At 69.2% G+C, this 22,733-nt stretch carries 23 protein-coding genes; 12 read left to right on the top strand and 11 right to left on the bottom strand.

All coding sequences use genetic code 11. The annotated features are described in order from the left end of the window. Positions 1 to 64: 64 nt before the first annotated feature. Positions 65 to 856: an SDR family oxidoreductase gene (locus OHA25_RS55160; protein ID WP_327584804.1), complete on the top strand. Its 792-nt coding sequence runs from the start codon at positions 65 to 67 to the stop codon at positions 854 to 856. Here the strand turns inward: OHA25_RS55160 and OHA25_RS55155 are convergent. Further along, positions 853 to 1,263 carry an acyl-CoA thioesterase gene (locus OHA25_RS55155; RefSeq protein ID WP_327584803.1) on the bottom strand — a complete coding sequence of 137 codons (411 nt, stop codon included), beginning with the start codon at positions 1,261 to 1,263 and terminating at the stop codon, positions 853 to 855. The two genes, OHA25_RS55160 and OHA25_RS55155, sit on opposite strands and share 4 nt — an antisense overlap. A 34-nt stretch (positions 1,264 to 1,297) precedes the next feature. Then, on the bottom strand, positions 1,298 to 1,930 hold the full coding sequence (locus OHA25_RS55150; RefSeq protein ID WP_327584802.1) for a TetR/AcrR family transcriptional regulator: 633 nt from the start codon (positions 1,928 to 1,930) through the stop codon (positions 1,298 to 1,300). A gap of 116 nt (positions 1,931 to 2,046) precedes the next feature. Between OHA25_RS55150 and OHA25_RS55145 the strand changes: the two genes are divergently transcribed. Then, complete coding sequence (locus OHA25_RS55145) at positions 2,047 to 3,036, top strand: pirin family protein (RefSeq protein WP_327584801.1); 990 nt, start codon at positions 2,047 to 2,049, stop codon at positions 3,034 to 3,036. 1 nt (position 3,037) lies between these two features. Continuing rightward, positions 3,038 to 3,358 (top strand): tetratricopeptide repeat protein, encoded by a 321-nt coding sequence (locus OHA25_RS55140; protein WP_305918238.1) that lies wholly within the window; start codon positions 3,038 to 3,040, stop codon positions 3,356 to 3,358. Positions 3,359 to 3,363: 5 nt separating this feature from the next. Here the strand turns inward: OHA25_RS55140 and OHA25_RS55135 are convergent, their stop codons facing one another. The 5 genes from OHA25_RS55135 to OHA25_RS55115 all read right to left on the bottom strand — a co-directional run bounded on the left by OHA25_RS55135 (position 3,364) and on the right by OHA25_RS55115 (position 7,632). Then, positions 3,364 to 4,092: an SAM-dependent methyltransferase gene (locus OHA25_RS55135; protein ID WP_327584800.1), complete on the bottom strand. Its 729-nt coding sequence runs from the start codon at positions 4,090 to 4,092 to the stop codon at positions 3,364 to 3,366. A gap of 11 nt (positions 4,093 to 4,103) precedes the next feature. Then, entirely contained in the window at positions 4,104 to 4,877 is a 774-nt protein-coding gene (locus tag OHA25_RS55130) for an ABC transporter ATP-binding protein (protein WP_327584799.1), read from the bottom strand. A 99-nt stretch (positions 4,878 to 4,976) separates the two neighbouring features. After that, a complete protein-coding gene (locus OHA25_RS55125) occupies positions 4,977 to 5,825 on the bottom strand; it encodes an ABC transporter permease (RefSeq protein WP_327584798.1) in 849 nt (282 codons plus the stop codon). Beyond that, entirely contained in the window at positions 5,822 to 6,637 is an 816-nt protein-coding gene (locus OHA25_RS55120; RefSeq protein ID WP_305918234.1) for an ABC transporter permease, read from the bottom strand. The genes OHA25_RS55125 and OHA25_RS55120 overlap by 4 nt, the downstream gene beginning before the upstream one ends. After that, a complete protein-coding gene (locus OHA25_RS55115) occupies positions 6,634 to 7,632 on the bottom strand; it encodes an ABC transporter substrate-binding protein (RefSeq protein WP_327584797.1) in 999 nt (332 codons plus the stop codon). The genes OHA25_RS55120 and OHA25_RS55115 overlap by 4 nt, the downstream gene beginning before the upstream one ends. Positions 7,633 to 8,150: 518 nt before the next feature. Here OHA25_RS55115 and OHA25_RS55110 point away from each other — a divergent pair. The 4 genes from OHA25_RS55110 (at position 8,151) to OHA25_RS55095 (ending at position 12,483) form a co-directional block, all read left to right on the top strand. Next, positions 8,151 to 11,075 (top strand): sensor histidine kinase, encoded by a 2,925-nt coding sequence (locus OHA25_RS55110; protein WP_327584796.1) that lies wholly within the window; start codon positions 8,151 to 8,153, stop codon positions 11,073 to 11,075. Then, complete coding sequence (locus tag OHA25_RS55105; RefSeq protein WP_020546542.1) at positions 11,072 to 11,494, top strand: roadblock/LC7 domain-containing protein; 423 nt, start codon at positions 11,072 to 11,074, stop codon at positions 11,492 to 11,494. Before OHA25_RS55110 ends, OHA25_RS55105 begins: the two co-directional genes overlap by 4 nt. 73 nt (positions 11,495 to 11,567) lie before the next feature. Continuing rightward, positions 11,568 to 11,915, top strand: a complete 348-nt coding sequence (locus OHA25_RS55100) for a DUF742 domain-containing protein (protein ID WP_305918521.1) — start codon at positions 11,568 to 11,570, stop codon at positions 11,913 to 11,915. Next, positions 11,896 to 12,483 carry a GTP-binding protein gene (locus OHA25_RS55095; protein WP_327584795.1) on the top strand — a complete coding sequence of 196 codons (588 nt, stop codon included), beginning with the start codon at positions 11,896 to 11,898 and terminating at the stop codon, positions 12,481 to 12,483. Before OHA25_RS55100 ends, OHA25_RS55095 begins: the two co-directional genes overlap by 20 nt. A gap of 48 nt (positions 12,484 to 12,531) precedes the next feature. Here the strand turns inward: OHA25_RS55095 and OHA25_RS55090 are convergent, their stop codons facing one another. The 4 genes from OHA25_RS55090 to OHA25_RS55075 are packed head-to-tail and all read right to left on the bottom strand — an operon-like array spanning position 12,532 to position 16,104. Then, positions 12,532 to 13,536 carry a methyltransferase gene (locus OHA25_RS55090; protein ID WP_327584794.1) on the bottom strand — a complete coding sequence of 335 codons (1,005 nt, stop codon included), beginning with the start codon at positions 13,534 to 13,536 and terminating at the stop codon, positions 12,532 to 12,534. A gap of 17 nt (positions 13,537 to 13,553) precedes the next feature. Then, positions 13,554 to 14,345 carry an ABC transporter permease gene (locus tag OHA25_RS55085; protein WP_327584793.1) on the bottom strand — a complete coding sequence of 264 codons (792 nt, stop codon included), beginning with the start codon at positions 14,343 to 14,345 and terminating at the stop codon, positions 13,554 to 13,556. Then, on the bottom strand, positions 14,342 to 15,118 hold the full coding sequence (locus OHA25_RS55080) for an ABC transporter permease (RefSeq protein WP_327584792.1): 777 nt from the start codon (positions 15,116 to 15,118) through the stop codon (positions 14,342 to 14,344). Before OHA25_RS55080 ends, OHA25_RS55085 begins: the two co-directional genes overlap by 4 nt. Beyond that, a complete protein-coding gene (locus OHA25_RS55075; protein ID WP_327584791.1) occupies positions 15,115 to 16,104 on the bottom strand; it encodes an ABC transporter substrate-binding protein in 990 nt (329 codons plus the stop codon). The genes OHA25_RS55080 and OHA25_RS55075 overlap by 4 nt, the downstream gene beginning before the upstream one ends. A gap of 433 nt (positions 16,105 to 16,537) precedes the next feature. Here OHA25_RS55075 and OHA25_RS55070 point away from each other — a divergent pair, with 433 nt between their 5' ends. From OHA25_RS55070 to ffh, 5 genes are all read left to right on the top strand, one after another. Further along, the gene (locus tag OHA25_RS55070) at positions 16,538 to 19,372 is read left to right on the top strand and encodes a sensor histidine kinase (RefSeq protein WP_327584790.1); all 2,835 of its coding nucleotides are present in this window, start codon (positions 16,538 to 16,540) and stop codon (positions 19,370 to 19,372) included. Between the two features lie 141 nt (positions 19,373 to 19,513). After that, complete coding sequence (locus OHA25_RS55065; protein ID WP_305918225.1) at positions 19,514 to 19,936, top strand: roadblock/LC7 domain-containing protein; 423 nt, start codon at positions 19,514 to 19,516, stop codon at positions 19,934 to 19,936. A gap of 5 nt (positions 19,937 to 19,941) precedes the next feature. Further along, positions 19,942 to 20,358 (top strand): DUF742 domain-containing protein, encoded by a 417-nt coding sequence (locus tag OHA25_RS55060; RefSeq protein ID WP_371825804.1) that lies wholly within the window; start codon positions 19,942 to 19,944, stop codon positions 20,356 to 20,358. 7 nt (positions 20,359 to 20,365) lie between these two features. Continuing rightward, positions 20,366 to 20,926, top strand: a complete 561-nt coding sequence (locus OHA25_RS55055) for a GTP-binding protein (protein ID WP_305918519.1) — start codon at positions 20,366 to 20,368, stop codon at positions 20,924 to 20,926. Positions 20,927 to 20,983: 57 nt separating this feature from the next. Continuing rightward, complete coding sequence (gene ffh, locus OHA25_RS55050) at positions 20,984 to 22,531, top strand: signal recognition particle protein (protein ID WP_327584789.1); 1,548 nt, start codon at positions 20,984 to 20,986, stop codon at positions 22,529 to 22,531. Positions 22,532 to 22,733: the final 202 nt, after the last annotated feature.

The following is a 22,733-nucleotide window of genomic DNA, read 5'->3' as shown; positions in this document are numbered from 1 at the left end:
GCGTCACATTCCTCCCTCGCCGCGGGTCAGCGCAGTAGAGACCCACGAAAGGAAGGAAGACATCATGTCACCGATTCTGGTCACCGGCGGGACGGGCACGCTGGGGCGCCTGGTGGTGCCGCTGCTGCGGAAGGCCGGTTGCGAGGTAAGGGTGCTCAGCCGGGGCGGCCACGAGCCCGAGAACGGCATCGAGTACGTGACCGGCGACATGTCCACCGGTGAGGGGCTGCAGGCCGCGGTGGACGGCGTCGAGACGATCGTGCACTGCGCGGGAAGCGCCAAGGGCGATGAGGTCAAGGCCCGCAACCTGGTGCAGGCGGCGTCGCGGGCGGGCGCCCCGCATGTGGTGTACATCTCGGTCGTCGGCGCCGACCGGGTCCCGGTCGTCAGCGGCATCGACCGCGCCATGTTCGGCTACTTCGCGGCCAAGCGGGAGGCCGAGCAGGTCATCGCCGCGTCCGGACTGCCGTGGACCACGCTGCGCGCCACCCAGTTCCACGACTGGGTCTGGACGACGCTGGGGACGATGGCCAAGCTGCCGGTGCTGATGACGTGGGGCGGTGCCAGGTTCCAGCCGGTCGACGCAGGCGAGGTGGCGGCCCGGCTGGTCGAGCTCGCCCTGGACGAGCCCGCCGGGCTCGTGCCCGACATCGCCGGGCCGCGCGTGTACAGGATGGAGGAGCTGGCCCGCGACTACGTGAAGGCCACCGGCAAACGCCGGCTGATCCTGCCGGTCCGGAGCCCGGGCAAGGCCGCGGCCGCGTTCCGAGCCGGCGCCAACCTTGCCCCGGAGCGCGCCGTCGGCCGCCGGACATGGGAGGACTTCCTGGCCGAGCAGAAGCGCCGAGGCCGCTAAGAGGGGACCGGCACTGCGGGGAGCAGCAGAGGCGCGGCCGCGGTGCGGAGCTCGTCGCTGAACGGCGCCGGCCGGAAGGTGGAGGGATCCAGGTTGACGTTGACGCGATAGCCCTCCGCGTGCACCACCGAGCGGTCCGCCGACAGCACGCGGAAGCCGTACACCCCGCTCGTACGGCCAAGACGATCGATCCAGAAGTGCACCAGCGGCTCGCCCACCCCCGCGATAGGCACGTTGTAGGTCACCTTGAACTCCCGCACGGCCAGGAACACGTCCTTGAACGCCGACGCGGCGGCGTCGGGGGCCCAGCCGAGCCGGTGCCAGTAGGCGCTGATCGCCCGCTCGACCAGCAAGGCATACCGGGAGTTGTGCAGCAGGCCCATCGCGTCGAGGTCATCGAAATGCACCTGGACAGGCTCACAAACGCCGTATTCCATCATGTCAATCCTTCGGGAGCAGCTCAGGGTGAGGGGAGAGGGTGCGCAGCCGCTGGAGCACGGCGCGGCGGGCATGAGCGAGAACGGCCGGCCCGTCGAGCAGCCGGGAATGGATGATGACCATCTCGCCGAGTGCGTCGATCTCGTAGGCGAGCTGGGCCGGATCCACGCTCTCGGCCAGCTCGCCCAGCTCCACGGCGCCGGCCACCAGCCGCCTGATGAACTCCTGCCACTCGCGCATGGCCCGCGCGAGGCGGTCGTGAACGGGGCCGGGCCGGTCGTCGAACTCGGCCTGCACGGCGAAGAAGAAACACCCGCCGGGCAGCACGCCGTCGCCGTAGAACGCCAGCCGTGCCTCGTGCAGCGCGAACAGGCGCCGTACGCCCGCGGGGGCGCGCAGGGCGGGCTCGACCACCTGCTCGGTCCATTGGCGGGTGGCCCATTCCACCGCATCAAGCTGCAGTTGCTCCTTGTCGCGCCAGTGCGCGAAAAGTCCGGACTTGCTGATGCCGGTCGTCGTCGCCAGCCGCCCCAAGGAGAGCCCGGCCAGGCCTTCGACCGAGGCCAGCCCCACCGCCTGCTGGAGGATCGTCTCGCGGCTGCGCATCCCCCGCAGCAGCCGGCCGTCTTGCGTCATGCGGCCCAGACTATATGAACGACCGATCGGTCGTAAAGTTGAGCCGGGAATGCCGGGCCGTGCACCCGCGTTGAGGCGGGCAGATGTAATTGAATGTTCAACAGCCAGGAGGGGTCATGCCCGCCATCACCGCCGACACCCTGACGCTGCCGCGCGTCGCCGTCCCCGATCCGACCGCGGTCGCACGCCGCCCCGTGCGGTCGGTGACGACCGCGCCCAGCGGGTTCGAGGGCGAGGGCTTCCCGGTGCGGCGCGCCTTCGCCGGCGTGCCGCAGTCAACGCTGGACCCGTTCATTCACATGGACCAGATGGGCGAAGTCGAGTACGCCCCCGGCGAGCCCAAGGGCACCCCCTGGCACCCGCACCGCGGCTTCGAGACCGTCACCTACATCATGGACGGCATCTTCGAGCACCAGGACTCCAACGGCGGCGGTGGCACGATCACCGACGGCGACACGCAGTGGATGACCGCGGGCTCCGGGCTGCTGCACATCGAGAAGCCCCCGGAGCACCTGGTGGTGTCGGGCGGGCTGTTCCACGGTGTTCAGCTGTGGGTCAACCTGCCCCGCGCCCACAAGTTCCACCTGCCCCGCTACCAGGACATCCGCGGTCGCCAGACGGCGCTGCTCGCCTCGGCCGACGGCGGCTCGCTGCTGCGGGTGATCGCCGGTGAGCTGGACGGGCACGCCGGTCCCGGCGTCACGTTCACCCCGATCACGATGGTGCACGCGACCGTGAGCCCAGGAGCGCGGCTGGAGCTGCCGTGGAACCCCGGCTTCAACGCGCTCGCGTACGTGCTGGCCGGGCAGGGCTACGCCGGGGACGAACGCCGGCCGGTACGCAAGGGACAACTGGCCGTCTTCGGCCAGGGCGGGGCGCTCACCGTCGCCGCCGACACCACCCAGCCCCAGGCCGAGCCCAACCTGGAGGTGCTGCTGCTCGGCGGGCAGCCGATCCGGGAGCCGGTCGTGCACTACGGCCCCTTCGTGATGAACACCCGCGCCGAGATCGTTCAGGCGATGGAGGACTACCAGGCCGGCCGCCTGGGCGTCGTCCCCGCCGAGCGCGTTCCGCACGCCGAGGGGCCCGTCCCGGGAAAGGAGTGACATGGTGATCGAGAACCTGGCCGAGGAGTACGAGCGCGGCCGCCTGTTCTTCGCCGCGGAGGACTACATCGGGGCCGCTCGCATCCTGGCCGGGGTGGTCGAGGCGGCCCCGGAGAACCTGGCGAGCCGGCTGCTGCTGGCCCGCGCCTACTACCACTCGGCCCAGCTCGGCCGGGCCGAAGCCGAGCTCCGGCTGGTCCTGGAGCGCGACCCGGCCGAGGGGTACGCCTGCCTGCTGCTCGGCCGGACGCTGCAGCGCCAGAACAGGCCGAAGGACGCGGAGCCGTACCTGCGGCTGCATGCCGCGATGACCGGAGAGTGACCCGCCTACACGCGCTGCAGCAGGAGGGAGACGAAGCCGAGCACGCCACGGTAACCGGTGAGCCACATGTCACGGTGCTGTCTCATGGCGGCCATGGCCTGCTCGCCGTCGGGGCCGGGGTTGGCGGCGGCCCAGCGGGCCAGGGTGCCGGTCCACGACAGCTCGTACTCGTCCCATTCGGCCACGTCGCTCACATGGCCGTAGACGGTCAGCCAGCCGCCGGACTCGGCCGCCGCGATCGTGCCCGCCAGGTCCGGGAACGTGCCGATGGCCTCGGCGAGGGCGGGATCGGGAGTGCGCTCCCAGAATCCCTCGCCGACCAGCGCCAGCCCGCCGGGACGGACGAAGCGGGACACGGCGTCCATGGTCTCCTTCAGCCCGCCGAAGGCGTGGGTGGAGCCTACACAGAGCACCAGGTCGTACGGGTCGGTGGCGGGGAAGTCCGCGGCGGGCGTCAGATGCAGTGACAGCCGGTCGGTCAGGCCACGGGCGGCGGCGGCGCTTTCGGCGGCGGAAATGGCGTGCGGAGAGAGGTCCACGCCGTCGGCGACGGCCGATGGGACGAGCTCGAGCGCCCGCAGCGACCACGCGGCCTCGCCGCAGCCGAGGTCGAGGATGCGGGCGCCGTCCGGCAGCTCCGCCCGGCGCAGCAACCGGTCGAGGTTGTCGTCCGTGATGGGGGTGGCGATCGGATGGTCGCGGTGAGCGATGGCGCTGATCAGCTGCCGGTCCATGCGGCCCCTTCTCAGACGGCGGCCGCGTGGCCGCGGACCAGGCGGCCGACCTCGGCGCGCAGGTGCACGAAGTCGGGGTGCTCGCGGGTGGAGATCTGGTCGCGGGGCCCAGGCAGGTCCACCTTGAGGTCGCCGACCACGTGCGCGGGGGCCTTGGACAACACCACCACGCGGTCGCCGACGTAGACGCTCTCGTCGATGTCGTGCGTGATGAGCACGATCGTCATCTGGTGGTGGCCGCGCACCTTGAGCACCAGGTCTTCCAGGTCCTCCCTGGTCTGTGCGTCCACCGAGCCGAACGGCTCGTCCATGAGCAACAACGACGGCCGGTACGCCAGCGCCCGCGCGATCGCCACCCGCTGCTGCATGCCGCCCGACAGCTGGAACGGGTATTTGCGCTCCGCGCCCGACAGCCCCACCGACTCCAGCGCCTCCAGGGCGGCCTCGCGGCGCGCCTTCTTGTCCATGCGCCTGCGGCGCAGCGGCAGGGCCACGTTGTCGGCCACCGACATCCACGGGAACAACGAGCGGCTGTAGTCCTGGAAGACCACGGCCAGGTTGTCCGGCGTCTGGCGCACGAGATTGCCCTCGACCTTGACCTCGCCGCCCGTCGGCGTGATCAGGCCGGCGATCGACCGCAGCAGCGTCGACTTCCCGCAGCCCGACGGCCCGACGATGCACAGCAGCTCGCCCGCGGCGACGCTCAGGTTGAGGCCTTCGATGGCGTGGTGCGCGTTCGGGCTACCGCCGCCGTAGACGTGGGAGAGGTTGTCTATCTCGAGCATGGAGTTCCTTGGGGGGCGGGACCGGCATCAGCACAAGACTGTAGCGGAGCAGGGAAAGCTGGACATGTCGGTCAGGTAAACCTGTTCAGGGCGCTGATCCTACTCCGTGAGTCGCTGGGCGGAGTGGTGCCAGCCGAGCACCCGGCGCTCCACGATGAGGAACAGTTCGTTCAGGAGGTAGCCGAGCACCCCGAGCAGCACGATCCCGGCCCACATGGACAAGGGGTCGGTCTGGTCCTTGGCGAAGGTGATCTGGAATCCGATGCCGTTCGTGGTGCCCGGCAGCAGTTCGGAGAACACCATGACGATCAAGGACAGCGACAGGGCCAGCCGCAGCCCGGCGAACATCTTGGGCAACGCCGACGGCAGGATCACCAGGCGCAGCCGCTGGGCCCGCGTCAGCCGGAACACCTGGCACGTCTGCAGGTGCATGGGCTCCACCGAGCGGGCGCCGTCGGCGGTGTTGAGCAGCACCGGCCACAGGATGCTGAACATGATGAACGCCAGCTGCATCCGCAGCCCGAACCCGAACACCAGGAACACGCTGACCAGCGCGGGAGGCGGGATCGCCCGCAGGAACTGCAGCACCCCGTCGAGATAGTCGTACACCCGCGCGGACAGCCCCACCGCCAGCCCGAGCACGACGCCGGCCAGCGCGCCGCCGATGAACCCGGCGGTCATCCGGCCGAGGCTCGGCAGGATGTTCTCGATGGCCGCGTCGGTCAGGAACACCGTGGCGGGCGGCCCGGAGAACCACATCGTGTGCATCCGCGCCACGATCATGCTGGGCGCCGGGAAGAACGGGCTGCCCGCCGCCCTGGTGGCGGTCTCCCAGACCACGATCAGCACGACGAGCACCAGCCAGCGGAACGCCGCCGTCCGCACGCCCTTGCGTCGCGCGAACGTGGTCCTGGTCGCGAACGTGGCGACCTCTGCCGTGGCTTTCATCCCGGCTCTCCCAACCGCGCGTGATGCCAGCGGAACGCCAGCCGCTCGGCCGCGACCAGCAACGCGTTCACCGCGACCCCGAACAGCCCCACCCAGCACGCCCCGGCCAGGATGTCGGTCATCCGCGCGGGCATGGCGATGCCGGCGAAGAAGATGAACACGCCGATGCCCTCACCCCGGCCGGCCACGATCTCGGTGCTCACGGTCAGGATCAGCGCCACCCCGGTGGCCAGCCGGAAACCGGTCATGATGAAGGGTGCCGACGACGGCAGCGAGACCCGCAGGAGCACGGACAACGGGCCGAAGCCGTACGACCTGAGCGATTCCTTGGCCAGCGGGTCCACGCCGCGCAGGCCGTACATCGTGTTGTAGAGGATGGGCCACAGCGAGGCGTAGACCACGAGCGTGACGCGCAGCTGCAGACCTGTGCCGATCATGAGCGCCACCAGCGGGATCAGCGCGACGGACGGGATCGGCCGCAGGAACTCCACGACCGAGCGGGACGCGGCGTCGATGATCGGCACGCTGCCGAGCAGCAGGCCCAGCGGAACGGCGATCAACGCCGCGATGCCGAGCCCCATGGCCCAGGCGAGCAGGCTCGTCAGGGCGTGCCCGCGGAAGGCCGGGTCGAACACGAGCGCCATGCCCCGCCCGGCGATCTCCGTGACGGGCGGCAGGTACTCGGAGGAGACCAGGCCGGTCCGGCTGAGCAGCTCGATCAGCGCGGCGAAGGCGAGGGCTCCGGCCGCCCGGCGCGACCACCTTGTGGCGGTCCCGGCCGGGCGGGCGCGGGCCAAGGTCTGAGCGCTCACCCGGAGGTCGTCGGCGACATGAGGGACTTGACCTCGATCGCCTTGCCGAGCCACTTGGCCTCCAGCATCCAGTCGGCCACGCGTTGCAGCCGGACCGGGTTGTCGTTGCTGGAGAAGTACGGGAACGTGACGGTGGCCGCGGTGGCCGCGTCGATCTGGGTGAAGGTCGGCAGCACCTTGGCCACCGCCTCGCGGTTGTTCTCCATCAGCTTGGCCGCGTTGTGGATGGCCCGCTGGAACGCCGCCGCGACCTTCGGGTTCTTGTCGTACCACTCCTGGGTGCTGACGTATCCGGAGATCGGGAACTCGGCCGCGGGGCCGGAGGCCGGGTCGAGGATCTTGCGTGCGCCCATCGAGGCCGTGGCCGCCGTGACCATGGGCTCGCCCAGGTAGGCGGCGTCGATCTGGCCGCCTTTCCACGAGGTCATGATGTTCTGGAACGTCACCGGGACGTACTTGATCGAGGCGGGGTCGACGTTGTTGGCCTTGAGCACCTGGGTGAGGGCCAGCTCCTGGAAGTTCCGCAGGACGTTCACGTTGATCGTCTTGCCTTCGAGGTCCTTGGCCGTCTTGATGGGCGAGTCGGGCAGGGCCATGATGCTCAGCGAGTCAGGGGCGGCCCGCGAGCCCTCGGCCAGGATCCGCAGCTTGAGCGAACCCTTGTCGTGGGCGGCGAACATGGACACGTAGTTGCCGAACATGGCGTCGATCTCGCCGTTCAGCAACATGGGGATGGCCTCGGGCGCGGCCTGGACGACCTGCGGGGTGACCTCCAGCCCCTCCTTCTCGAAGAGCTTCTGGTCGATGGCGACGTAGATGGCCGCGCTGTCGATCGCCGGCAGTGTGGCGATCTTGATCTTCGTCTTCTCCAGGCCACCGGCGGTGGCGGATGGTGGCGCGCTGGCAGTAGGGGAGCCGCCCGTGCTGCACGCGACGGCGCCGAGTGTCAAAGCTAATCCGATGATGGCGGCCCTGGCGGGATGGCCAAGCCTCATGTCAGGGACTCCCTTCAGATGGAGCCGGGGGGTGAGGGGGACCGGGCGGTTTCTGCTGCCGGGGTTGTGTGCCTGACGCACAACAGGGATTGACCGTAGCACCAAATTGGTGGTCATTATGGCGAAGATAACACTTGTGGTTGCAATGCCCGTTTGTCGCTATATCGTGAAATTTTGACGAGATGTAAGAAACTGAGTGTTTGTCCATTTTGGGAAAGGTGGTGTCGACGGGACCTCCGTTACTGCTGGGACAGATCTCGCTCTGCGTTCTCTGGGGCTGAAGTGGCTCTTGGGACGCTTGATATTGGGTGTTTTCCCAGATAGATGGTGGTCTACCGATTCAGTCCAATTTTTCGGACAATCAGGGATAAACACCTCATCGGGGCACTATTGGTGGTTGGCCCTAGCTAACCCGTGTGCTCAAATGGCGCTTATCTCGACGTACATATTGCCCCACGTGCATTTACCTGCATGGTCACCGAGAATTCCCCTCCCGGGGCGAGAGGTAGCGAAGGCAAGTGAGAACGCAGAGCGCTGAAGCTTCCGCCGACCGCGAGCCGCGCGCGCACCAGAAGCGACGGCCTGCCGCATCGTCGTCTGGCAGGTTCGGGCTGGGCAACTGGCACGTGCGGTCGCGCCTCATCGCGCTGATCGTCGTTCCCACGGCCGTGGCCGTGGGCCTCGGCGGGCTGAACGTGATCACCTCGCTCAACGACGCCAGCACCTACCAGACCCTTCGAGAGGTCGCCGAGGTCAGCGAGCAGCTCGGGGCGGTCACCCACGAGCTGTCCTTCGAACGTGACGAGAGCGCCCTCTGGATCGCCCAAGGCCGCCCCGAGAACCGCGAGGCCCAGCTCCGCACCACCTACAGCCGGGTGAACGCGCTCATCGAGGAGGCCAAGAACCGGGCGCAGGCGATCACCGACACCCACGCCGAGGCCGTGCGGCCGGTGCTGCGGCGTCTGGAGGAGATCCCGACGCTGCGCGACACGGCCGTCAACGGGAAGATCCAGCCGCTGCCGATGATCCAGAAGTACTCGCAGATCATCGCGGCCCTTCTGCAGTTCCACGACCAGGTCGGCCAGGTAGCGGTCGACGACCAGGTCTCCGACAGCGCCAGCTCGACGGCCGCGATCGCCCGCGCCAAGGAGCAGGCGTCCAAGCAACGCGGCATCCTGGCCAGCGCGCTGGACAAGAAGGGCTTCGACAGCGGCGAGTTCGACGCGCTCACCGACGCCAAGTCGCGCGAGGAGAGTGAGGAGACGCTCTTCGGCACCCTGGCCAACCTCGAGCAGCTGGAGCTCTACCGCAACACCGTGGTCGGCCGGGACGTGGACCAGACGGACCTGTTCCGATTGCGTGCCATGGCGCAGTCGGCCGAGGGCAAGGAGCTGAGCATCGGCGTGCCGGCCAACAAGGACGTGGCCACATGGTTCGAGGTCAGCACCGGCAAGATCGACGCACTGCGCAGCGTGGAGAAGGAACTGGCGTCCTCGGTGATCCTGCGGGCCCGGACCCTGGAGGAAGGCGCCAACCGCTCGGCGCTGATCTCCGGGGGGCTCATCCTGGTCCTGCTGCTCGTGGTGGTCGCGATCATCTCGCTCATCGCCCGCTCGCTCATCAGGCCGCTGCGCAAGCTGCGCCACGAGGCACTCGACATCGCCGGGCATCGCCTGCCCGAGACCGTGCAGCAGCTGCGTGAGAGCGGCGAGGGCACGGTCGGCCCGGTCGTCCCGATCGGCGTGAACACCCATGACGAGATCGGCGAGGTGGCGCGGGCGTTCGACGAGGTGCACCGCGAGGCCGTGCGGCTGGCCGGCGAGGAGGCGCGGCTGCGCAGCAACGTCAACGCGATGTTCGTGAACCTGTCGCGGCGCAGCCAGACGCTGGTCGAGCGGCAGATCACCCTGATCGACGGCTTGGAGCAGGGCGAACAGGACGAGCAGCGGCTCGGGAACCTGTTCAAGCTCGACCACCTGGCCACCCGCATGCGGCGCAACAGCGAGAACCTGCTGGTCCTGGCCGGCCAGGACCCGCCGCGCCGGTGGAGCCAGCCGGTGAAGCTGGTCGACGTGGCGCGGGCCTCGCTGTCGGAGGTCGAGAACTACGAGCGCGTCGTGCTGCAGGTGCCCGACGGCGTCTCGGTGGCGGGACAGGCCGTCAACGACGTCATCCACCTGCTCGCCGAGCTGGTGGAGAACGCGTTGTCGTTCTCGCCGCGCGAGACCCGGGTGACGGTGTCAGGCAGCAGGATCGACGGCGGCGGCGTGATGTTGTCGATCACCGACTCCGGCATCGGCATGACGCAGGAGGAGCTGGTCCAGTCCAACGAGCGGCTGACCGACGCGCCGAGCGTCGATGTGTCGGTCTCGCGCCGGATGGGCCTGTTCGTGGTCGCCAGGCTGGCGCACCGCCACGGCATCCGGGTGCAGCTGCGCCCGCACAGCTCCGGTGGGCTGACCGCGATGGTGCTCATCCCGGAGAACATGCTCGGCTCCCAGGCGCCGACCTTCCCCGGCCAGCCGTCCTACAGCGGCAACCAGCCGCCGTCCTACAACCCGCCGGCCGTCTTCCCCGGTGACCCGCCTTCGCCGTTCGCACAGTCGCCCGCTGCGGGCGGTGACCAGCCGCCCGCGTTCGGCCGGCCGCCTGCCTTGGCGGGCGACCCTCCGCTCGCCTTCTCCGGCGCGGGGGGCGGCAGGGAGGAGCCGTACTCGGGACCGCATCCCGCGCCGCCCGCCACGGACTGGCCGGAGTCCGCCTACCAGATGGGCCCAGGCCACCCCTCCTTCCCGTCGAACGCCGGGCCGGGCGGCTGGCCGGCCCCGCCGACCCAGTGGCAGCCCGACGCCGGGGCCTGGTCCGCCGAGCCGCGCGGCGCCGGCGGCTACGACAGCTCCGACGTCTGGTCCCCGCCGCGCAACGCGGGCTGGAACGGCAGCAGCCTCCCCAAGCGGTCCGTGCCCGGCTGGAGCGGCGGAGACACGATGCCGCCGCAGCGGCCGGGGTTCGAGTTCACCGACGGCGAACCGGCGGCCACCGGCCCCATGCCGTCCGTCCCGCCCGCGTCCGCGGGCGACGACTACCTGCCGATCTTCGCCGCCGTGGAGTCCGCCTGGTTCGGGCGGGACAAGAGCTGGAGCTCCACCAAGGCGGACGAGGGCTGGAGCGCTGCGGAGGCGGTTGTGGAGCCGGCGCGTGGTGAATCGACGGCGGCGGGGCTGCCCAAGCGGGTGCCCAAGGCCAACCTGGTGCCCGGCTCGGCCGACACCTCGTCGGCGCCGAAGGGCGTCACGCCGATGCCGTCGGTGTCCCCGGACCGGGTGCGCAACCGGCTCTCCAGCTTCCAGCAGGGCTTCCGTGCGGCACGCGATGACATCCACGAGGGCAGGGCGGCGTTCACCTCTGGCCCGCGGAACGACGACAGGGAGGAGGGAGCATGAACGATTTGAGCCATGCGGCACGCGGGGTCGACTGGCTGATCACCGATTTCGTCAGTACGGTCCCGGGTGTCGCGCATGCGGTGGTCGTCTCATCTGACGGGTTGCCACTGGCGGCCTCGTCGGGTTTCCCGGCCGACCGGGCTGATCAGCTGGCCGCCATCGCGTCGGGGCTGGTGAGCCTGACGCAGGGGGCGGCCAGGGTGTTCGAGGGCGGTGCGGTCAATCAGACGATCGTGGAGATGCAGCGCGGGCTCATGCTGATCATGTCGATCAGTGACGGCTCGTGCCTGGCGGTGCTGGCCGCCCCGGACTGCGACATGGGTCTGGTGGCGTACCAGATGACACTGATGGTCGACCGCGCCGGTCAGGTGCTGACTCCGGCTGTGCGCGCGGAGCTGCGTGCCAGCCAGACCAGGTGATGTACACGTGACAGACCCACGATGGACCAGCCGCGAATGGGCGTCCCCGCCAGAGCCACAGGCCCAGTCGCAGCTGAACCCTGACCCCGCTTCGCCCGTCCGTCCGTACGCGGTGACAGGTGGACGGACGGCGCCGCGGGTCAAACTGGCGATGGAGGCTCTGGTGTCCTCGGCCACGGCCGAGCACCGGGAGTTCTCGCATATCACGCCGGAGTACCAGGCGATCAGTCAACTGTGCCGGCAGGTCCGGTCCGTGGCGGAGGTGTCGGCCCTGCTGCGGATCCCCCTCGGCGTGGCACGCGTGCTGATCGCTGACATGGCGGCCGAAGGCCTGGTCCGCGTGCACCAGCCACAGCTGGACGCCGGACGGCCCGACGTTAATCTGCTCGAAAGGGTGCTCAGTGGACTTCGCAGGCTCTAGCCCCGGCCTCACCTCGACGAAGATCGTGGTGGCTGGAGGTTTCGGGGTGGGCAAGACGACGTTCGTCGGTGCGGTGTCGGAGATCATGCCGTTGACGACGGAGGCGGTGATGACCGACGCCTCGGCGGGGATCGACGACCTCGGCATGACGCCGCTGAAGTCGACCACCACCGTCGCGATGGACTTCGGCCGGGTCTCCCTCGATCGTGACCTGATCCTTTATCTGTTCGGCACGCCTGGACAGCACCGGTTCTGGTTCATGTGGGACGACCTGGTGCGCGGCGCGATCGGCGCCGTCGTACTGGTGGACACCCGCCGTCTTGCCGACAGTTTTCCGGCGATCGACTATTTCGAAGAAGCGCAGCTGCCGTTCATCGTGGGCGTCAACGGCTGGGACGGCCAATATCCGCACAGCGACACCGAGGTGCGCGATGCCCTGACCCTGGCGCCGCACATCCCGCTGGTGCGGCTCGACGCCCGCAAGAAGGACTCGGTGAAGAGCACGTTGATCAACCTCGTCGAGCACGCGCTCACCGTGCGGATGGCCGTGCCGGGCTGGGGCGGTTAGCCCCCGGCGGCGCCAGGACACCCTGACGATCACGCCGGAGGCCCTCGCTCAGCGGGGACCGGCCTCGATGAGGCTCGCCCCGGAGCCCATCTCGATGACCTCGCCGATCGCCAGATCCGCCCGGCCGAGCAGCGCCGCGTATTCGTCGCGGCTGCGCTCCGCGCCCCCGTTGAAGATCGCCAGCATCCGCAGGTCGATGTCCTTGCCCAGATGCGGCGCCTCGTCGTCGGGCAACACCACCTCGAGGACCAGGACGCGACCGCCCGGGTTCATGGCCTGGCGGACGTTGCGCAGGATCTTGACGGCGTCCTCGTCGTCCCAGTTGTGCAGCACACTGGCCAGCAGGTAGACGTCGCCGCCGGCCGGGACCGAGGCGAAGAAGTCACCCGCGACGACCTCCGCCCGGTCCGACAGGCCCGCCGCGGCCAGCGTGCGCGCGGCGTGGGCGGTCACGTGCTCCAGATCGAACAGGATGCCCCGCATCTGCGGGTTGGCGTGCAGGACCGTGGCCAGGATGTGGCCCTTGCCGCCGGCCACGTCGACCATGGTCGCGGTGGCGGGGAAGGCGTAGCGTTTGGCCAGGCCCTCGGTGAGGGGGACGGCCCGGCGCCTCATGTAGTCGTCGAACAGGCCGCTCGACGACGGGTTCTTGGCCAGGTGGTCGTAGAGGTGGCCGTAGCGCTTCACGAAGGCCGAGCTGCCGTCGCGCACCGTGGCGGGGAGCATGCCCAGCGCGTACCAGAAGCCCTCCTCGCCGAGCATGCGGATCGAGGATCGGACCGAGTCCGGCGCGTCGGACCGCAGGGCGACGCCTCGCTCGGTGAGGTCGTACGTGTCAGGACCGGCGGGACGAATCAGGTCCTGGCTCGCCAGCTCGCGCAGCACCCGGCGCAGCGAAGGCGCGTGCGCGCCGCAGCGCCTGGCCAGCTCCTCGCCGTCGAGCGGGCCGTGCGCCAGGTGGTCGGCCAGGCCCAGCTCGGCCATGGTCAGCAGGGCCGCGAAACGGGAGAGATCGCTTACGGCTCCCCAGAGGAGGTCGTCGGAATGCGGCATGAATCCTTCCAGCGGGATCACGCGTTGCGGTTGGCCTGCCGGTGCCAGACGAGCAGGCGCCGCTCGGCCAGTACGAACAGGGAGTTCGCCAGGTAGCCCAGCACCCCGAGCAGGGCGATCGTCGCCCACACGCCCGCGCCGTCGAAGCTGCGCTGGGCCACCAGCAGCTGGTAGCCGATGCCGTCGGTGCTGCCGAACAGCTCGGAGATGACCATGAGGATCAGCGCGAGCGACAGGCTCAGCCGCAGCCCGGCGAAGATCTTCGGCGAAGCGGCCGGGAGGAGCACCACCCGGAGGTACTGCGCCTTCGACAGGTTGAAGACTCTGGCCGTCTCCGTGTACGTGCGGTCCACGGCCCTGACCCCGTCGATGGAGTTGAGCAGCACGGGCCAGATGACGCCGAACACGATCGCGGCCAGCTGCATGGTCAGCCCGGCCTTGAACAGCACCAGGAACAGCGGCAGCAGCAGCGGCGGCGGGATGGCCCGGCCGAACTCGATCAGCGGGTCCACGTAGTCGGTCGCCGTCCGTGAGCGCCCGAGCAGCACGCCGAGCACGACGCCGAGCACGGCGGCCAGGATCCAGCCGCTCAACATGCGGCCGAGGCTCGGCAGCAGGTTCTCCACCGCGTCGTCGGTCAGGAAGATCCGCGTGACGGGCCCGGAGAACCACAGCTCGTACATGCGGACGACGATCGTCGTCGGCGGGGGGAAGTCGATGTCCTCCAGCCCACGCGCGATGAACTCCCAGGCGACGAGCACCACGGGGATGACCCAGAACCTGGCGCCGGCCTTCACGAGGGTTTTCACGACTCCTGCGCTCCTGTCCGCATGCGGTGCCAGTGGAACAGGCGGCGCTCCCCGGCCAGGAGCGCCAGGTTCGCGATCACGCCGAATATCCCGGCCCAGAACGTCGCCGCCATCATGAGGTCCGTACGGTTGCCACTGCCGGCCTGGACCACGAAGACGCCGATGCCGGCGGTGCCGCCCGCCAGCAGCTCGGCGCTGACCGCCAGGATCAGCGCGATGCCCGCGGCGATCCTGACCCCCGTCGCGACGAACGGGGCGGCGCTGGGCAGGCTCACCCTGGCGAGCACGGCCAGCGGGCCGAAGCCGAAGCTGCGCAGGGACTCCTTGGCCAGCGGGTCCACGTCCTGCATGCCGTAGAGGGTGTTGATCAGGATCGGCCACATGCAGGCGTACACGATGACCGAGATCTTCATCAGCCCGTCCACCGGGATCAGCAGGATGGCGAGCGGGATGATCGCGACGGAGGGGATCGGGCGCATGAACTCCAGCACGGGCCTGATGGCCCGCTCCACCGGCGGCAGCGCGCCGAGCAGCACGCCCAGGGGGACGGAGATCCCGATCGCGATCAGCAGGCCGAGCGCCCAGTTGGTCAGGGTCGTGCCGAGTCCCGTCAGGAAGTCGGGGCTGACCAGGAGGAGCACGGCTTCGTACAGGATGGTCGAGGGGGCGGGGAAGACCACGTCGTCGCTCACGACGAAGCGGATGAGCAGTTCCCCGACGGCAAGGAGCCCCGCGGCGCCGGCGGCGCCGCGGAGCACTCGAGCACTGGTCATCCGGCCGCGGGGGCCGGGATGATGACGGACTTCACGTCGATCGGGCTCGTGATGTATTTGTATTCGAGCAGGAGGTCGGCGACCTTCTGCAGGCGGTTCGCGGTCAGCTCGGTCGGGTAGCTCAGCGGCGTGATCACGGACGCGGTCTTCGCGTCGATCTTCGTGTACGTCGGCAGAGCCGTCTCGAGCTCCTTACGGTCGGTCGAGACATCCTTCAGCGCCTTGGCGACCGCCCGCTGGAACGCGGCCAGCGTCTTCGGATACTTCTGCGCCCATTCCTCAGTGACCGACCAGCCGGAGATGGGGAAGTTCTCGGTCTGGCCGGTCATCGTGTCGGCCAGCTTGCGGAAGCCGAGCGTGCTCTGGGTGGAGGTGATGAAGGGCTCGACCATCCAGGCCGCGTCGGCCAGGCCGGTGTTGAGCGCGTTGCCCATCTCAGGGAAGGGGACTTCCTTGTACTTGACGTCGTCCTTGGTGAGCCCAGCCACCTTGAGCTGCGTCTCCACGGCGAGCGTGGCGATGTTGCCGAGAGTGTTGACCGCGACGGTCTTGCCCTTCAGGTCCGCCACCGTCTTGATGGGCGAGTCCTTCGGGACCATGATGTTGAACGTGTTCGGGGCGCCCTGGGAGGCCTCCGCGACGAGCTTGATCTTCTGGCCCTTGCTGACGGCCACCAACCCCGACACGTAGTTCTGGAGCGTGGCGTCGAGAGCGCCGCTCAGGAGCTGCGGCATCGCGGCCGCGCCACCGGTGATGACCACCGGCTCGACCGTCAGGCCCTCCTGCTTGAAGTAGCCCTTGTTCACCGCGATATAGAGCGATACGGAGTCAGGGATCGGGATCGCCCCGACCTTGATGGTGGTCTTCTCCAAGCCGTTGGCGCCGGTCGACGCGGTCGTGGAACTGTCGGAGCCGCTACAGCCGGCAAGCACTAGGGCGACTGCGACGCCGAGTGCGACGGCGCTGCAGCGCAGTTTGCGTGTCATCGGGGGGTTCTCCTACCAGGGGGAAGTTCTGGAGACGGCACAGGTTACCGGGCGTGAAGCGTACCGGAAGGGGGACTCCGATCGGCAGCGGTGCGCCGCGTATGGGAGTTTTATCGATCGAAGATGACGGTAAACGACTATAGATGTAAATATATGGACAAAGGGCGCTTTGTTGCTATATGTCTGACTCGGGGGTGTGGTTGCGCTCCGTGGTCGAAGGCTTGCGACGTGAACAATGTGTACTTTGGAACGGTTGAATACCGTCGAGGCGTTGGCTGAAGTATGAGGTTTGTGCTCAAATTGGGCCTCGAACTTGCCTGCGATCACTCGTCCCTGGGACGAAGCCGCTGAGACCCCCTAAGCAGGCCATGGCGAGAGGTTGCCACCAGTGAGGACAACAACGACCGACCCCGGTCGTGGTAGGGCTCCGGACGTGCCCGAGCAGCCGGCGGGCGGCGAGGTGCCGGAGGTGACCCTGCCCAAGGCGGGGAGCCCGCTCGCGCTGCGCAACTGGCGTGTCCGCACGCGCCTCATCGCCCTCATCGCCGTTCCCACGATCGTGGCCGTTGTCTTCGGCGGCCTGCGCGTCACCACTTCGATCGGCAGCGCGGAGCAGTACCAGGTCATCGGCGAGGTCGGCAAGGTGGTCGGCCAATTCGGCGAGCTCTCGCGCGACCTCGGCCTCGAGCGCGACCTGGCCGCCCGCTACGCCGCCTCCCGGTCGGCGGCCGACAAGGACCGCTACAGCGACCAGCAGGAGGTCGTCGACGTCAACGTCAAGCGCGTCCTGGCGGCCGCGCAGACCGTCGAGCCGTCCCTGTCCGACATCGGCCGAAGGAACCTCGAGCGCATCAGGGTCCGGCTCGGCCAGTTGGGCTCGCTGCGCCAGACGGTGGCGGGGACCGACTCGCAGCTGCCGCCCCTGCCGACGATGGAGAAGTACTCCGAGACCATCACCGAGATGCTCCAGCTCTACGACGAGGTCGCCCAGGGCGCGACGGACGAGCAGCTGATCTCCACCAGCGCCGCCCTGCGCGCCATCGCCCGAGCCGAGGATGAGGGCTCCAAGCAGCGCGCGCTCCTGATGGCCGGCATCATCCGAGGGTCCTTCCTCGAGACCGAGTTCCAGGCGTTCGTCGACGCCACCGCCCGGCGGGTCAGCGAGCGGGACTCCTTCCTGGCTGTCGCCTCGCTGGATCAGCGGCAGGCGTTCGACGAGACCGTCGCCAGCGCGAAGATCGCCCGCGCCGAGCTCTTCATCGCCCGCGCCGTGCTGCTGCACAACAACGCCGCCGGTGCCCTGTCGAGCAGCGCCAGGGAGCAATACCTGCGCAGGCTCGACCCCTCCACCAACAAGGACGTGGACCTCTGGTTCGAGGCCATCGGCGAGACCGTCGACCGGCTCCACCAGGTCCAGAAGTCGCTCGGGGACCAGGTGGCCACCCGGAGCGCCGACCTCGCCGGCGGCGACCGGCAGCTCGCCGCGATCAACATCTCGATCGTGGCCGCCCTGCTGCTCCTGGTCCTCGCCATCACCGCCATCATGGCGGGCTCGCTGGTACGTCCGCTCCGCCGCCTGCGCGGCGACGCACTCAAGATCGCCGGCCAGACCCTGCCCGACCTCGTCCGCCAGCTGCGCAACACCGACGTCGACCCTGAACGGCTGAACGTCCCGCCCATCGAGATCAACTCCAAGGACGAGATCGGTGAAGTGGCCCGCGCCTTCGACGAGGTGCACCGCGAGGCCGTCCGCCTGGCGGGCGAGGAGTCCAAGCTGCGGAGCAACGTCAACGCGATGTTCGTGAACCTGTCGCGGCGCAGCCAGACGCTGGTCGAGCGGCAGATCACCCTGATCGACGGGCTGGAGCAAGGCGAGCAGGACGAGCAGCGGCTCGGGAACCTGTTCAAGCTCGACCACCTGGCCACCCGCATGCGGCGCAACAGCGAGAACCTGCTGGTCCTCGCCGGCCAGGAGCCGCCGCGCCGCTGGAGCCAGCCTGTCAAACTCGTGGACGTCGCCCGCGCCTCACTGTCGGAGGTCGAGAACTACGATCGCGTCGTGCTGGAGGTGCCCGAGGGCATCTCCATCGCCGGCCAGGCCGTCAACGACGTCATCCACCTGCTCGCCGAGCTGATCGAGAACGCCCTGTCGTTCTCGCCCCGCGAAGCCCGCGTCCCCGTCTCGGGCAGCAGGATCGACGGCGGCGGCATCATGCTCGCCATCAGCGACTCCGGCATCGGCATGACCGCCGAGGAACTGGTCCAGGCCAACGAGCGGCTGATCGACGCGCCCACCGTCGACGTCTCGGTCTCGCGCCGCATGGGCCTGTTCGTGGTCGCCAGGCTGGCGCACCGCCACGGCATCCGGGTGCAGCTGCGCCCGCACGGCTCCGGCGGGCTGACCGCGATGGTGCTCATCCCCGAGTCCCTGCTCGGTGCGCAGACCCCCACGACGGCCGGATCCACACCCGCGACCGCCGGCGCGGGCGTCGCTCGTGAGCAGGCCTTCCACGCGCCGCAGCCCTCGGCCGCCGGGCCGTGGCAGCCGGGCGGCTACCAGCCCGGGCCCGGGCATCCGTCCTTCCCGTCGTACCCGTCGGCGGAGCCGGCGTCGAGCGGCTCCTGGTCATCGGCACCCCAATGGCCGGCGACCGGCGACAACTGGATGGCGAACAACTCGGCTCCCTCCTCGGACGTGTGGGTCTCCTCGCGGGGGCCGGTCACGGGAGAGACCACGGCCCTGCCCCGGCGGGGCGCTCTGCCACCCGAGGGGCCCAGCCCGTGGACGCGCGGTCCCGAGCAGCCCGCCCCCGCCACGCAGCGCCAGCACTTCCCCGAGACCGAGTCCGCGGCGACCGGCCCCATGCCGGCGGTCGAGCCCGCCTCGTCCGGGGACGAGTATCTGCCGATCTTCGCCTCGGTCGAGTCCGCCTGGTTCGAGCACGGCGTAGACAACGACGCGACCTGGGGTTCGGCCAAGGCCGACGCCGGTTGGAGCGCCGCCGAGGCCGTGGTCGAGCCGGCACGCGACGGGGCCACCGCGGCCGGGCTGCCCAAGCGGGTGCCCAAGGCCAACCTGGTGCCCGGCTCCGCCGAGGCCGTCTCGGCGCCGAAGGGCGTCGCGCCCATGCCGACGGTCTCGCCCGACCGGGTGCGCAGCCGCCTTTCGAGCTTCCAGCAAGGCTTCCGGGCGGCACGTGACGACATCAGCGAGGGCAGGGCGTACGGGTCCGGCCCCAGGAATAACAGCAGGGACGAGGGCGCATGAGCGAGCGAAGCGAGCGAACCATCAAACACAGCCGAGCTTGCTCGCTCATGCGACCGACGCAGGAGGGCGCATGAGTGAGCGAAGCGAGCGGCCGATCAAACACAGCCGACTGTCGTTCATGCGACCGACGCAGGAGGGCCAATGAACGACCTGAGCCACGCGGCTCGCGGAGTGGACTGGTTAATCACCGACTTCGTCAGTACGGTTCCCGGGGTCGCGCACGCGGTGGTCGTCTCGTCCGACGGGCTGCCGCTCGCGGCTTCGTCGGGTTTCCCGGCTGACCGGGCCGACCAGTTGGCCGCCATCGCCTCGGGCCTGGTGAGCCTGACGCAAGGGGCCGCCAGGGTGTTCGAAGGCGGTGCGGTCAACCAGACGATTGTGGAGATGCAGCGGGGCCTGATGCTGATCATGGCGATCAGCGACGGCTCCTGCCTGGCGGTGCTGGCGGCACCGGACTGCGACATGGGTTTGGTGGCGTACCAGATGACATTGATGGTTGATCGCGCCGGTCAGGTGCTGACTCCGGCTGTGCGCGCGGAGCTGCGCGCCAGCCAGACCAGGTGATGTGAGTGACGAACCCATCGTGGAACAGCGGCGGGTGGAACAGCGGCGGCTGGGAGCCCCCGCAGCCTCCGCCCTCCAGCTCCGAGCCCGCCTCGCCGGTGCGTCCCTACGCCGTCACGGGCGGGCGAACCGCGCCCAAGGTGAAGCTGGCGATGGAGGCGCTGGTGTCCTCGGCGACCGCCGAGCATCGGGAGTTCTCGCACATCACGCCCGAATACAAGGCGATCAGCCAGCTCTGCCTGCAGGTCCGGTCGGTGGCGGAGGTCTCGGCGCTGTTGCGGATCCCGCTCGGCGTGGTGCGGGTCCTGATCGCGGACATGGCGGCGGAAGGCCTCCTCCGAGTGCATCAGCCGCAGCTGGAAGCGGGTAGACCGGACGTCAACCTGCTGGAAAGGGTGCTCAGTGGACTTCGCAGGCTCTAGCCCCGGCCTGACCTCGACGAAGATCGTCGTGGCTGGGGGCTTCGGCGTGGGCAAGACGACGTTCGTCGGCGCGGTGTCGGAGATCATGCCGTTGACCACGGAGGCCGTCATGACCGACGCTTCCGCCGGCATCGACGACCTGGGCATGACGCCGTTGAAGTCGACGACGACCGTGGCGATGGACTTCGGCCGCGTCTCGCTGGACAGTGACCTGATCCTGTACTTGTTCGGCACGCCTGGACAGCACCGGTTCTGGTTCATGTGGGACGACCTGGTGCGGGGGGCGATCGGCGCCGTCGTGCTGGTGGACACCCGCCGCCTGGCCGACAGTTTTCCTGCCATCGACTACTTCGAAGAGGCGCAGCTGCCGTTCATCGTGGGGGTGAACGGCTGGGACGGCCAGTATCTGCACAGCGACGCCGAGGTGCGTGACGCTTTGACGTTGGCGCCGCACATCCCGATGGTGCGGCTCGACGCGCGTTCGAAGGACTCGGTCAAAGGTGCTCTGATCAACCTCGTCGAGCACGCGCTCACGGTTCGCATGGCCGTGCCAGGCTGGAGCGGCTAGGAGAGCGGATAGGCTGGAGTCTCCGACGTTCATTCGCTTCGAGGACTGGCCAACCACGTGTTCGAGACGCTTTCCGACCGGCTGACATCGGTCTTCTCCTCCCTCCGAGCCAAGGGCCGGCTGTCCGATGCCGACATCGACGCCACCACCCGCGAAATCCGCATCGCCCTGTTGGAGGCCGATGTCGCGCTGCCGGTGGTGAAGGCGTTCGTCGCCCAGGTCAAGGAGCGCGCCCGCGGCACCGAGGTCTCCCAGGCGCTCAATCCGGCGCAGCAGGTCGTCAAGATCGTCAATGACGAGCTGATCGAGATCCTCGGCGGGGAGACCCGCAGGCTCCGCTTCGCCAAGACGCCGCCGACCGTCATCATGCTCGCGGGCCTCCAGGGCGCGGGCAAGACCACCCTGGCCGGCAAGCTGGCCAGGTGGCTGCGCGAGCAGGGCCACGCGCCGATGCTGGTGGCCGCCGACCTGCAGCGCCCCAATGCCGTCCAGCAGCTCCAGGTCGTGGGCGAGCGGGCGCAGGTCGCCGTCTACGCGCCCGAGCCGGGCAACGGCGTCGGCGACCCGATCGGGGTCGCCCGCACGTCGATCGACGAGGCGAAGCGCCTCAATCACGACATCGTCATCATCGACACCGCAGGCCGCCTGGGCATCGACCAGGAGATGATGAAGCAGGCCGCCGACATCCGCGACGTGGTCCAGCCCGACGAGGTCCTGTTCGTCGTGGACGCCATGATCGGCCAGGACGCCGTCACCACGGCCCAGGCGTTCATGGAGGGCGTCGGCTTCGACGGCGTCGTGCTGACCAAGCTCGACGGCGACGCCCGAGGCGGCGCCGCGCTGTCGGTCCGGCACATCACCGGCCGGCCGATCATGTTCGCCTCGACGGGTGAGAAGCTCGAGGACTTCGACGCCTTCCACCCGGACCGGATGGCCTCCCGAATCCTGGACATGGGTGACATCCTCACCCTGATCGAGCAGGCACAGAAGACGTTCGACGAGGAGCAGGCCGCCAAGATGGCCGGCAAGCTCACGTCGGGCGAGAGCTTCACGCTCGAGGACTTCCTCGAGCAGATGATGATGGTCCAGAAAATGGGGCCGATCAAAAACCTGCTCGGCATGATGCCCGGCATGGGGCAGATGCGCGACCAGCTCAACTCGATCGACGACCGCGATCTCGACCGCATCGCCGCGATCATCCGTTCGATGACGCCGGGCGAGCGCCAGGACCCCAAGATCATCAATGGCTCGCGCCGGGCGCGCATCGCCGCCGGCTCCGGCGTCACGGTCACCGCGGTCAACAACCTGGTCACCCGCTTCTTCGAGGCGCAGAAGATGATGAAGCGGATGGCCGGCGGGATGGGCATCCCGGGCATGCCGGGTGGGCGTGGCAAGGCGGCCAAGGCGCAGAAGAAGAACAAGAAGGGGCGGCGGGTCAGCGGTGACCCGCGCAAGGCGGCGCTGGAGAAGGCGTCGTCCGGCGATGCTCCGGCGCCGCCCAAGCAGGGCGGGATGCTGGGAAACCTGCACGGCAAGCTGCCTCCGGGGATGGACCTGCCGCCGGGCTTCGACCCCTCCAAGTTCAAGCTCCCGGGCCAGCAGTAATCACCCTGGGCTATTGTTGCCGGCGCTTTGCGGCGCCCTTCCCGATGAGGTCGTAGGCAGTGCCGTCGATCTGGCACAATGACATGTTGGAACACCGTGACCAGGTGGGCGCCCTCTAACCTCCCGCCGGCCGCGTCTGTCCCTGGAGTGTCGACCAGCCGTGCCCCACTCGGCGAAGCGCCGCTCACCCACGCTCGAATGC

Origin of the sequence: Nonomuraea sp. NBC_00507, assembly GCF_036013525.1 — a bacterium.
GTDB lineage: Bacteria > Actinomycetota > Actinomycetes > Streptosporangiales > Streptosporangiaceae > Nonomuraea.
The sequence above is the reverse complement of the archived record's forward strand: the minus strand, read 5'-3'. Positions and strand labels throughout refer to the sequence as shown.

Excerpts from the sequence above, each read along its gene's own strand:
- OHA25_RS55160 (WP_327584804.1), top strand. The coding sequence starts at position 65 with ATGTCACCGATTCTGGTCACCGGCGGGACGGGCACGCTGGGGCGCCTG.
- OHA25_RS55150 (WP_327584802.1), bottom strand. The coding sequence starts at position 1,930 with ATGACGCAAGACGGCCGGCTGCTGCGGGGGATGCGCAGCCGCGAGACG.
- OHA25_RS55145 (WP_327584801.1), top strand. The coding sequence starts at position 2,047 with ATGCCCGCCATCACCGCCGACACCCTGACGCTGCCGCGCGTCGCCGTC.
- OHA25_RS55140 (WP_305918238.1), top strand. The coding sequence starts at position 3,038 with ATGGTGATCGAGAACCTGGCCGAGGAGTACGAGCGCGGCCGCCTGTTC.
- OHA25_RS55135 (WP_327584800.1), bottom strand. The coding sequence starts at position 4,092 with ATGGACCGGCAGCTGATCAGCGCCATCGCTCACCGCGACCATCCGATC.
- OHA25_RS55130 (WP_327584799.1), bottom strand. The coding sequence starts at position 4,877 with ATGCTCGAGATAGACAACCTCTCCCACGTCTACGGCGGCGGTAGCCCG.
- OHA25_RS55125 (WP_327584798.1), bottom strand. The coding sequence starts at position 5,825 with ATGAAAGCCACGGCAGAGGTCGCCACGTTCGCGACCAGGACCACGTTC.
- OHA25_RS55115 (WP_327584797.1), bottom strand. The coding sequence starts at position 7,632 with ATGAGGCTTGGCCATCCCGCCAGGGCCGCCATCATCGGATTAGCTTTG.
- OHA25_RS55105 (WP_020546542.1), top strand. The coding sequence starts at position 11,072 with ATGAACGATTTGAGCCATGCGGCACGCGGGGTCGACTGGCTGATCACC.
- OHA25_RS55090 (WP_327584794.1), bottom strand. The coding sequence starts at position 13,536 with ATGCCGCATTCCGACGACCTCCTCTGGGGAGCCGTAAGCGATCTCTCC.
- OHA25_RS55080 (WP_327584792.1), bottom strand. The coding sequence starts at position 15,118 with ATGACCAGTGCTCGAGTGCTCCGCGGCGCCGCCGGCGCCGCGGGGCTC.
- OHA25_RS55075 (WP_327584791.1), bottom strand. The coding sequence starts at position 16,104 with ATGACACGCAAACTGCGCTGCAGCGCCGTCGCACTCGGCGTCGCAGTC.
- OHA25_RS55065 (WP_305918225.1), top strand. The coding sequence starts at position 19,514 with ATGAACGACCTGAGCCACGCGGCTCGCGGAGTGGACTGGTTAATCACC.